This is a genomic window from Allobosea sp. CS1GBMeth4 (genome assembly GCF_900185715.1).
GTDB lineage: Bacteria > Pseudomonadota > Alphaproteobacteria > Rhizobiales > Beijerinckiaceae > Allobosea.
Genome location: NZ_FYAS01000022.1, coordinates 114,971 through 125,412, shown reverse-complemented (window position 1 = coordinate 125,412; position 10,442 = coordinate 114,971). Strand labels below are relative to the sequence as shown.

Below are 10,442 nucleotides of genomic sequence, written 5' to 3'. Positions count from 1 at the left end.
GCCGGAGCCGCCGGCAGCGCCGAGCGGGCCGAGGCCGCGCGCGGCGCGCGCCGACTGCAGGCCGCTCATGAAACCTTCGAGATAGCGCTTCTGGTCGGGGGAGAAGTCGTTGCTCATGGTCTCGCTTTCGGCTTGCCGTCATTGCGAGCGAAGCGAAGCAATCCAGCGGGATGCGGAGCACGGCCGCTCCTGGATTGCTTCGTCGCTGACGCTCCTCGCAATGACGCAGAGGTCACGCCGCCTCGACGAAGCGGTGGCGCTCGTAGAGGAATTTCAGAACCGCCTCGCGCGCGGCGATGTAGGTGCGGTCGGCGACCAGCTCGAGCCGCTTGCGCGGCCGCTCCAGACGGACGTCGAGCACCTCGCCGATGCGGGCGGAGGGGCCGTTGGTCATCATCACGATGCGGTCCGAGAGCAGCACGGCCTCGTCGACGTCATGGGTGATCATGATCATCGTGTTCCCGAGCGTCGCGTGGATCTGCATGATCGAATCCTGCAGATGGGCGCGGGTCAGCGCGTCCAGGGCGCCGAAGGGCTCGTCGAGCAGGAGAATCTTGGGTTCCATGGCGAGGCCGCGGGCGATGCCGACGCGCTGCTTCATGCCGCCGGAGATCTCGCCGGGGCGCTTGTCCCTGGCATGTCCCATCTGGACGAGCTCGAGATTGTGCATGATCCAGTCATGCCGCTCGGCCTTGCTCTTCACGCCGCCGAAGACCTTGTTCACGGCGAGCGCGACATTGTCGTAGACGGACAGCCAGGGCAGCAGCGAGTGGTTCTGGAAGACCACGGCCCGCTCCGGGCCGGGCGCGTTGACTTCCTTGCCTTCGAGCAGGACCGCCCCCGCCGTCACCGGCGTCAGCCCGGCGACGATATTGAGCAGGGTCGACTTGCCGCAGCCGGAATGGCCGATGATCGAGACGTATTCGCCCTTGTCGATGACGAGGCTGACATCCTTCAGCACGTTGGTCGTCGCCGAGCCGCGCTGGAAGGTCTTCTCGACATGGTCGATCTTGAGATAGGCGCCGGTCATGTTGCGATCCCTCAATTCGCGCGCTTTCCGGTCGTTCGGCACGAACGGCCGAGAAGAATTCGCGCAAAATCAAAAAACATTGGGCAAGTTCTCATCGCAAAAGTGGTCCCCCACTTTTGCGGAACGTGCCCTAGGTGCCGCGGGTGACGATCGCGCCGATGAAGGCGACCAGCCGGTCGAGCACGAAGCCGACCACGCCGATATAGACGAGCGCCACGATGATGTCGGAGAGGCGCGAGGAGTTCCACGCGTCCCAGATGAAGAAGCCGATGCCGACGCCGCCGGTCAGCATCTCGGCGGCGACGATGGCGAGCCAGGACAGGCCGACGCCGATGCGCAGGCCGGTGAAGATGTAGGGCGCCGCCGAGGGCACCATGATCTTGAAGAAGAACTCGACCTGGTTCAGCCGCAGCACCTGCGCGACATTGCGGTAGTCCTGCGGGATGTTGCGGATCCCGACCGCGGTGTTGATGATCACCGGCCAGATCGCGGTGATGAAGATGACGAAGATCGCCGAGGGCTGGCTGTCGCGGAAGGCGGCGAGCGAGAGCGGCAGCCAGGCGAGCGGCGGCACGGTACGAAGCACCTGGAAGACCGGGTCCAGCCCCCGCATCGCCCAGACCGATTGGCCGACGAGCGCGCCGAGCAGGACGCCGACCACCGCCGCCAGGCCGAAGCCGATGGCGACGCGCTGGAGCGAGACCAGGATGCGCCAGCCGAGGCCGATGTCCTGGGAGCCGGCCCAGAAGAACGGCTCGGTGATCAGGTCCTTCGCCTCTTCCCAGATCTTGCTCGGCGGCGGCAGCGAGGATTGCGGGCCGGATGCGGCGATCTGCCAGAACAGCAGGATCAGCCCGACCGTGACGAGCGGCGGTATGACGCTGACGAGCGCCGACTTCGCCAGCGGCGCCAGCCTTTCGCGGAGCGGCTTCGCGCCGGCCTGCGGCAGCGCCACCACCGCGGCTCCGCTCGCCGGCAAGGCGACCACCTTCGCCCCTGCGCCCGCCGTCTTCAAGGCAGCCTGACCCATTCCATCTCTCCCATGGTCGACCGGTGCGTTCATGCCGGCACCCCGACACGCTGCTGCGCGCCGATGCGGCGGATTTCGGGAAGGCACGAACCGCAGTTGGTGCCGGCCTTGAGCTTGCGCCCGATGTCTTCGACCGTGACGGCGCCGCCCTCGGCGAAGGCGGCGCGGATCGCGGCGAGACTGACGCCGAAGCAGGCGCAGACGATCGGCCCCTGGTCGGCGACCCCGTCGAGGCTGCGGCCGGACAACAGGGCGAGACGCTGACGCGCGTCGATCGCCGCCCCGGCGAAGGCGAGCTTCACCGCATCCCAGACCGGAGCGTCCTGGTCGGGCCCGAGGAACAGGGCCGCAGCGAGCCGGCCCTCGCGGATGAGCCCGCAGCGGTAGAGCCCGCGCTCGAGATCGAGCATCTCGATCAGCCCGTCGGGCCCGAAGGCGGTACGGGCGAGCTGCATCATCGCGGCGGCGTCGGCCTGGGTGGCGAAGAGCCGGCCGAGCCCGCCCTCGACGGCGACACGGCTCCACCAGCTGCCTTCGGGCAGGACGAAATCGTCGGCGCCGAGCAGGAAGCCGCGGGAGCGGAAGGACACCGGAGCGATCGCGGCCGGCGTCGCCTTCAGCTCCGGCTGGCCGGAGACGGGGTCCGTCAGCGGCTGGACCGTGGCGCCGATGCGGGCGTCGGATGCGGTTTCCCCCGACCAGTGGATCGGGGCGAAGAGCGAGCCGGGCTGGACGCCAGGATCGAAGGCGACCTTGAGGACGACCGCGCCATGGGCGGTCCGGATCCTGGCGAAGCCCTTGTCGGCGAGGGCAAGCCGCTCGGCGTCGTCCGGATGCACCAGCACGGCCGGCTCGGCGATATGGGCCGAAAGCCGGGCGCTCAGGCCCGTGCGGGTCATCGTATGCCAGTGGTCCCGGACGCGGCCGGTATTGAGCAGCAGCGGGAAGGCCTCGCTCGGCACCGCGGCAAGAGCGGGCGCGGCGAGCGGCTGCATCTTCGCCTTGCCGTCGGCGGTGAAGAAGCCGCCCTCGGCGAAGAGCCGGGCCGTGCCTTCGGGGTGATCCGCGGGGACCGGCCACTGCACCGGCGCGAGCGCGTCATAGGTGGCACGTGTCAGCCCGGCATGGGCGCCGATGTCGAAATCGCGGCGGCCGCCGTTCTCGAAGGCCGAGAGCGCGGCGTGCTCGGCATAGATGGCGTGCGGGCCGGCATAGGCGAAGGCCTCGCCGAAGCCGAGCCGTTTGGCCACTTCGCAGACGATCCACCAGTCCGGCCTCGCCTCGCCCGGCAGGGGCAGGAAGCTGCGCTGGCGCGAGATGCGGCGTTCGGAATTGGTGACGGCGCCGTCCTTCTCGCCCCAGGCCGCGGCCGGCAGGATGTAGTGCGGGCCGGCGGCGAGCGTGTCGGTGGAGAGGACGTTCTCGGAGACGACGAAGAGATCGAGCCCGCGCATCGCATCGCGCACGGCGTCGGCGCGGGGCAGCGATACGGCCGGGTTGGTCGCCATCACCCAGAGCGCCCTGAGCCGGCCGTCGGCGACGGCGTCCATCATGGCGACGGCCTTGAGGCCCTCGGCCTGGGCCATGCGCGGCGCCCGCCAGAAGCGGCGGACGCGGTCGATCTCGGCCGGCGAATAGCCCATATGGGCGGCGAGCATGTTGGCGAGCCCGCCGACCTCGCGCCCGCCCATGGCATTGGGCTGGCCGGTCAACGAGAACGGGCCGCGGCCGGGCTTGCCGATGCGGCCGGCGGCCAGGTGGCAATGCAGGATCGCGGCGACCTTGTCGGTGCCCTGAGCCGATTGGTTGACGCCCTGGCTCCAGGCGGTGACGACGGCCGGCGTTTGTGCCCAGAGGGCGTAGAAGCGCGCGATCTCGGCCTCGGGCAGGCCGGTCCGGGCGACGATGGCGGCGAGGTCGGGCGCGATCTGGCGGGCATTGGCGAGGGCGGCGTCGAAGCCGGCGACGTGGCGCTCGACATAGGCGCGGTCGACGAGGCCGCCATCCGCGAGGTGGACGAGCAGGCCGGCGAAGAGCGCGCTGTCCGAGCCGGGCTTCAGAGGCAGGGCGAGATCGGCCTCCTCCGCGGTCGCGGTGATGCGCGGATCGATCACCACGACCTTCGCGCCGCGCTCGCTCCGGTTCTGCTGGATGCGGCGGAACAGGACGGGATGGCACCAGGCGGTGTTGGAGCCGACCAGCACGATCAGGTCGGCGGTATCGAGATCCTCATAGCAGCCGGGCACGGTGTCGGAGCCGAGGACGCGGCGATGGCCCGCGACCGTCGACGACATGCACAGCCGTGAATTGGTGTCGACATGGGGCGAGCCGATGAAGCCCTTCATCAGCTTGTTGGCGACGTAATAATCCTCGGTCAGGAGCTGGCCGGAGAGATAGAAGGCGACAGCCTCGGGGCCGTCGCGCGCGATGATCGCTCTCAGCCCCTCGGCCACCGCATCGAGCGCCTCGTCCCAGGAGACGCGGTCATAGGCGCCGCGGGCATTGCGCTTCAGCGGATGCAGCACACGGGTGCGCAGTCCGAGCGTCTCGCCGAGCGCCGATCCCTTGGAGCAGAGCCGGCCGCGATTGGCGGGGTGATCGGGATCGCCGGCGATCGCCGCGCCGCCCCTGCCGTCCGGCGTCGCGAGCACGCCGCAGCCGACCCCGCAATAGGGGCAGATGGTGCGGACCGCGGCGGGAGCGGCGAGGGGGGCGTCGTGGCGCATGGTCAGGCCGCCTTCCCGAGGCAATAGGCCTCGCCGAAGGGCAGGTCGGCGCGGATCGGCGAGATGTCCTGCTGCGAGCGGATCAGTCCGAGATAGAACAGCGCGCCGCTGGTGTCGCCGACGAGGACGCAGCCGGCGAGCCGGCCCTCGCGCAGCACGAACTTGCGGTAGATGCCGCCGGAGGCGTCGCGCAGCACCACGGTCTGCGCGCCCGCTCCGGCCTCGAATTCGCCGGCGGAGAAGACGCCGACCCCGGACACTTTGAGATTGGTCGCAAGCAGCGAGCCGGTATAGCGCGCATCGCTCCCGGCGAGCCCGGCCGCGAGCACGCGCGCCTGCTCGTAGGCCGGCTCGACCAGGCCGTAGACCTGGCCGCGATGCTCGGCGCACTCGCCGATGGCGAAGATCGACGGGTCCCCGCTCGCCAGCCGGTCGTCGACGACGACGCCGCGGTTGGTCGCGAGCCCCGCGGCGCCGGCGAGGCCGATATTCGGACGCACGCCGATGGCGATGACGACGAGATCGGCCGGGAGGCGCCTGCCGTCGGCGAGCTCGACCGCCTCGACCCGGTCCTTGCCGACGAAGCCTCTGGTGGAGGCGTTCAGCGTCACCGTGATGCCGCGCCGGGCCATCGCAGCAGCCAGCAGATCGGCGCCTTCCGCGTCGAGCTGCCGCTCCATCAGCCGGTCGACCAGGTGCAGCAATGTGACGCTGCCGCCGGCCCGCGCCAGCCCATAGGCCGCCTCGAGCCCGAGCAGGCCGCCGCCGATGACGACGACGCGGGCGCCGCGTTCGGCATAGGCGCGCATGGCCTCGACATCGGCGGTGTCGCGGAAGGTGACGACGCCGGGCAAGTCGCCGCCCGGGAAGGGCGGCTTCAGCGGCTGCGAGCCGGTGGCGAGGACGAGCTTGCCGTAGGGCAGCGTCAGGCCGTCGGCCAGCGTCACGGTCTTCGCCGCCCGGTCGATCGCGGTCACCGCCTTGCCGTAGAGCATCGAGACGCCGCGCGCCTGCCACCAGGCGGCGGGCCTGAGTTCGATCTCCGGCTCGCCGATCTCGCCGGCGAGCAGCGGCGAGAGCAGCACGCGATTATAGGCGAGGCGCGGCTCGGCGCCGATCACCGCGATGGAGTAGCGGCCGAGCGCGCGCTGGCTGAGCTCGTCGACCAGCTTCGTCGCGGCCATGCCCTTGCCGACGATGACGAGCGGCTCGGCCATGGCTCAGGCCACCCGCTTGATCTTCAGTGCCTTGAGATAGTCGAGCGGCGCCGCCGGATCGAACTTCACGCCGTCGAAGAAGGTCTCGACCCCACGCGAGTCGCCGCTGACCGCATTGGCGACGCCGAGCGCCCTGGCGGCCTCGGACCAGAGGTCGGAGCGGTTGGTCCGGTTCACCAGCGCCTTGATGTCGGTCGCGGTGTCGAACTTGCCCCAGCGGATGTTCTCGGTGACGAACCAGGTGTCGTGACTCTTCCAAGGATAGGAGACGGTGCCGCCTTCGCCCCAGAACTTCATGTAGAGATCGGTGCCCTGGGTCTGGCGGCCATTGCCGTAATTGATGTCGCCCTTGAGGCGCTTGTTGATGTCGGCGACGGGAACGTTGAACCATTGCCGCTTGCCGACGATCTCGGCGAGCTCCTGGCGGTTCTCCATCTTGTCGGCCCATTGCTGGGCCTCCATGACCGCCATCAGGATGGCCTGCGTCGCCTTCGGGTTGGCGTCGACGAAATCGGCGCGCATGCCGAGGATCTTCTCGGGATGGCGGAACCAGAGCTCGCCGGTGGTGAGCGCGGTGTAGCCGATGTTCTGATTGACGAGCTGCTCGTTCCAGGGCTCGCCGACGCAGAAGCAGTCCATGGTGCCGACCTTCATGTTCGCCACCATCTGCGGCGGCGGCACCACGATGACCTTGATGTCGCTGTCGGGATCGATGCCGCCGGCGGCGAGCCAGTAGCGGATCCAGAGGTCGTGCGTGCCGCCCGGGAAGGTCATGGCGGCCGTCAGCTCCTTGCCGGCGGCCTTCTTGCGCTCGAAGGCCTGCTTCAGCGGGGAGGCGTCCTTCTGGACGTTGAGGTCCTTGTATTCGTTGGAGACCGAGATCGCCTGCCCGTCCTGATTCAGGTTGAGCAGCGTGTACATCGGCAGCGGCTGGCCGTTCTGCATCACCTTGCCGGTGGAATAGAGATGCGTCTTGGGCCGCAGGATGTGGCCGCCATCGATGCCGTTGTTCTTGAAGCCGAGCGCCATGTTGTCGCGCGTCGCACCCCAGGAGGCCTGCTTGGCGATGTCCATGTCCGGCAGGCCGTATTTGGCGTAGAGGCCCTTCTCCTTGGCGATGATCAGCGGCGCCGCATCGGTCAGGGCGATGTAGCCGAGGCGCGTGCCCTTGACTTCGGGACCGGCGGCCTGGGCGAAGGCCCCGCTCGGAAACGCCAGCTTGGCCGCGCTCGCCACGGCGGCCGCGCCGGTCAGGTTGAGGAAGTCGCGTCGGCTCGGCTGAAGTCGAAGGGTGGCGGCCTTGGTCCTGGCAGTCTCGGTCATCGATCGCTTCCTCGTGAACGGCAGGTGAGTGTCCGCGAAAACGAAAACGCCGCGCGAAAGCGCCCGGTTGGGCTCCCTTCGACAGCGGCGTTGCTGTGCGTTCCGATTTCGAACTTGCTCGCGGGCAGCATTGGCCGCGGTCGGGACGATCCTTACAAGGACCGTGCCAACCGCCTGCCTGAATTCAACTCCTTGACCTGCCTTGACTTATGTCGATCTTCGCAGGTGATCGGCCGCACTTCCCCGGGTTTGTGCATCGCACAAATTCGCTGCATATGCCCAATCCGTAGGCATGCCTACAAATTCATCTGTCGATTGCTTCCGGGATGAGAGGCCTGAAGACCGCCCGCGCCTGCGCGGTCAGGGCCGGCGTGACCGTGATCTGCCCGGCGCGGGCCATGGCGGCGAGCAGAGCGTCGGCCTGGGCCGGATCGGGACGGATCGCCGCGGCATCGAAGCGGATATAGGAGGGGACATGGCGGGGCGGCCGTCCGCCGCCCTGGATGATGTCGCCGCGCAGGATCGCTTCGATCAGCCCGGCCGGGGCGGCGAGACGAGCAGGAGCAGCGAGCAGGCGGGCGAGCACCGGCCGGTTGGCCGCGTCGGAGGCCCAGCGGCTGGCGTCGATCAGGGCTGCGTTCAGGCGCGCCACGGCCTCGCTGCGGTGCTCGACGTCGTCGGCCCGCCAGGCCAGGACCTTCTCCGGGCAATCCGGCACGAGATCGACGCCGCAGTGCAGGATCGCCCCGACGCCGGCCTCCACCGCCAGCGTGTTCCAGGGCGCGCCGGCGCAGAAGCCGTCGACCTCTCCGCTCGCCAGCGCCTCGACCGTGCGGACCGGCGGGACGATCTCGAGCCGGACATCCTCCCCGAGACGAACCCCTCCGAGCGCCATCCAGTCGCGCAGCAGATAGGCATGGCAGGAGAAGCCGAAGACGGCGGCGAAGACGAGCGGCGGCAGGCCCGACGCCTTGCGGGCCGAGACGAGCGTGGCGAGCGCCCGCGCCGAGACCGACGGATCCGCCAGGTCGCCCTTGGCCGCCCGCGACAATTCCTCGAAGCGCCGCAGCGAGACGGTGAGCGCGTTGCCGTTCAGGTTGAGCAGGATCGGAGCCGCCATCGGTGCGGTGACGCCGCCGATGCCGAGCGTCGAGGCGATCGCTGCGGGCGCCAGCATATGCGCGGCGTCGAGCAGGCGCACATGCAGACGGTCGCGCAGGTTCGACCAGGAGACGTCGCGCACCAGATCGAGCGCGAGCCCGTGCGCGCCGGCGATGCCGGTGTCGGCCGCCGCGACCAGCAGCGCCGCATCGACCAGCGGCAGGAAGCCGATCCGCAGGTGCAGGGTCATTTCAGCACCTCCGCGGCGGTGATGATGGAGCGGGCGATCTCGGCGAGCTTGCGCTTCTCGTTCATCGCGGTGCGGCGCATCAGGGTGTAGGCGTCGTCCTCGCTCAGCCCCTTCAGGCGCATGACGATGCCCTTGGCTCGGTCGATGAGCTTGCGGTCGTCGAGCTGGGAGCGGATTTCGTCGAGCTCCTCGCGCAACTTCCTGAAGGCGTTGAAGCGGCTGATGCAGGTCTGCAGGATCGGCTTCATCCGCTCCTTCTTCAGGCCGTCGACGATATAGGCCGAGACGCCGGCCTCGACCGCCGCCTCGATCTGGGCGGCATCCGACTGGTCGACGAACATGGTGATCGGCCGCCGCACATGGCGGCTGACGAGGAACATGTCGGCGAGCGCGTCGCGGCTCGGATTCTCCAGGTCGATGACGACGACGTCGGGATCGTGCTGTTCGATGGCCGCGACGAGGCCGCTCGTCCCGCTGATCCGGACGATGGCGTTCGAGCCCGCCTCCCGAAGCCCTTCTTCGATGATGGCGGCCCGGATCGGGTTCGCATCCACAACCAGGATCTTGATGTCGGGGGTCATGATTCCGGAACGCGATGTGTCGCGTCAGAGGAAGCAGGAATCACGCCAGTTTCGAGGCAAGCCCGGAATATCGAGGCCTCAAGGCTCCGGCCCGGCTATCGGCGGCGCCGGGCTGCCAGGCGTCAAGGCACCAGGATCACGCCCGCATTGGCGAAGGAGAGCCAGACCGGCGTGCCGGGCGCCAGCATATCGTCGACGTCATGGCTGATGACGAACAGCTCGCCGACGGCGGTCTCGATCATCAGGTCGAGATGGTTGCCGAGATAGGCGCATTTGCGGACGCTTCCGGGCAGGCTGCCCTGGCTCTCGCGGCGCGAGACCAGCAGGCTCTCCGGCCTGATCGCCGCCTTGGCCGGCCCCGGCCGCAGGCCACGTGCCGGCAGGGAAACGCTCGCCGGCCCGATCGCGACTTCCGCCCGGCCGTCCGCCACCGCTTTCACCGTCACACCGACCATGTTGGCGTCGCCGATGAAGTCGGCGACGAAGGCGTCGGCCGGTTCCTCGTAGAGCTGGCGCGGCGTGCCCTGCTGGGCGATGCGGGCGTTCGACATCACGATGATGCGGTCGGAGACGGCGAGCGCCTCCTCCTGGTCGTGCGTGACATAGGCGACGGTGAGGTTGAGCGCCTGCTGCAGCTCGCGGATCTCCTCGCGGACGCGCCGGCGCAGTTTGGCGTCGAGATTGGACAGCGGCTCGTCGAAGAGCAGCACCTGCGGCTCCAGCACGAGGGCGCGGGCGACGGCGACGCGCTGCTGCTGGCCGCCGGAGAGCTCCGAGGGATAGCGCTTCTCGAAGCCCTTGAGGCCGACCAGCGCCAGCTTCTCCAGCGCCATCTCCTGGGCCTTGGCCCTCGGCAGGCCCTTCACCGTCGGGCCGTAGGCGGCGTTGTCGAGCACGTTCATATGCGGGAACAGCGCATAGGACTGGAAGACCATGCTGACGTCGCGGTCGGCGGCGGACAGCCGGGTGACGTCCTTGCCGCCGATCAGGATCGCCCCCTCGCTGGCGATCTCCAGCCCGGCGATCATGCGCAGCGTCGTGGTCTTGCCGCAGCCCGAGGGGCCGAGCAGCGTCACCAGCTTGCCGGCCTCGATCGCGAAGCTGACATTGTCGACCGCCGTCACCGCGCCATAGCGCATGCTGACATTGCGGAACTCGACGGAGGCGGGGCCGGCCTTGGGCAT

At 69.2% G+C, this 10,442-nt stretch carries 8 protein-coding genes; all 8 read right to left on the bottom strand.

All coding sequences use genetic code 11. The annotated features are described in order from the left end of the window. Nucleotides 1-232 precede the first annotated feature (232 nt). Nucleotides 233-1,030 (bottom strand): ABC transporter ATP-binding protein, encoded by a 798-nt coding sequence (locus tag CS1GBM4_RS13640; protein WP_186419268.1) that lies wholly within the window; start codon nt 1,028-1,030, stop codon nt 233-235. Between the two features lie 130 nt (nt 1,031-1,160). Then, nucleotides 1,161-2,060, bottom strand: coding sequence for a nitrate ABC transporter permease (gene ntrB, locus CS1GBM4_RS13635; protein WP_186419267.1), 900 nt, complete (start codon nt 2,058-2,060; stop codon nt 1,161-1,163). 29 nt (nt 2,061-2,089) lie between these two features. Continuing rightward, nucleotides 2,090-4,786 (bottom strand): nitrate reductase, encoded by a 2,697-nt coding sequence (locus CS1GBM4_RS13630; protein ID WP_186419266.1) that lies wholly within the window; start codon nt 4,784-4,786, stop codon nt 2,090-2,092. A 2-nt stretch (nt 4,787-4,788) separates the two neighbouring features. Next, nucleotides 4,789-6,003, bottom strand: a complete 1,215-nt coding sequence (locus CS1GBM4_RS13625) for an FAD-dependent oxidoreductase (protein ID WP_186419265.1) — start codon at nt 6,001-6,003, stop codon at nt 4,789-4,791. 3 nt (nt 6,004-6,006) lie between these two features. Then, complete coding sequence (locus tag CS1GBM4_RS13620; protein ID WP_186419264.1) at nt 6,007-7,326, bottom strand: CmpA/NrtA family ABC transporter substrate-binding protein; 1,320 nt, start codon at nt 7,324-7,326, stop codon at nt 6,007-6,009. Nucleotides 7,327-7,630: 304 nt separating this feature from the next. Then, nucleotides 7,631-8,677, bottom strand: coding sequence for a CmpA/NrtA family ABC transporter substrate-binding protein (locus CS1GBM4_RS13615; protein ID WP_186419263.1), 1,047 nt, complete (start codon nt 8,675-8,677; stop codon nt 7,631-7,633). Continuing rightward, entirely contained in the window at nt 8,674-9,258 is a 585-nt protein-coding gene (locus CS1GBM4_RS13610; RefSeq protein WP_186419262.1) for an ANTAR domain-containing protein, read from the bottom strand. Before CS1GBM4_RS13610 ends, CS1GBM4_RS13615 begins: the two co-directional genes overlap by 4 nt. 122 nt (nt 9,259-9,380) lie before the next feature. Then, entirely contained in the window at nt 9,381-10,442 is a 1,062-nt protein-coding gene (locus tag CS1GBM4_RS13605; protein ID WP_186419261.1) for an ABC transporter ATP-binding protein, read from the bottom strand.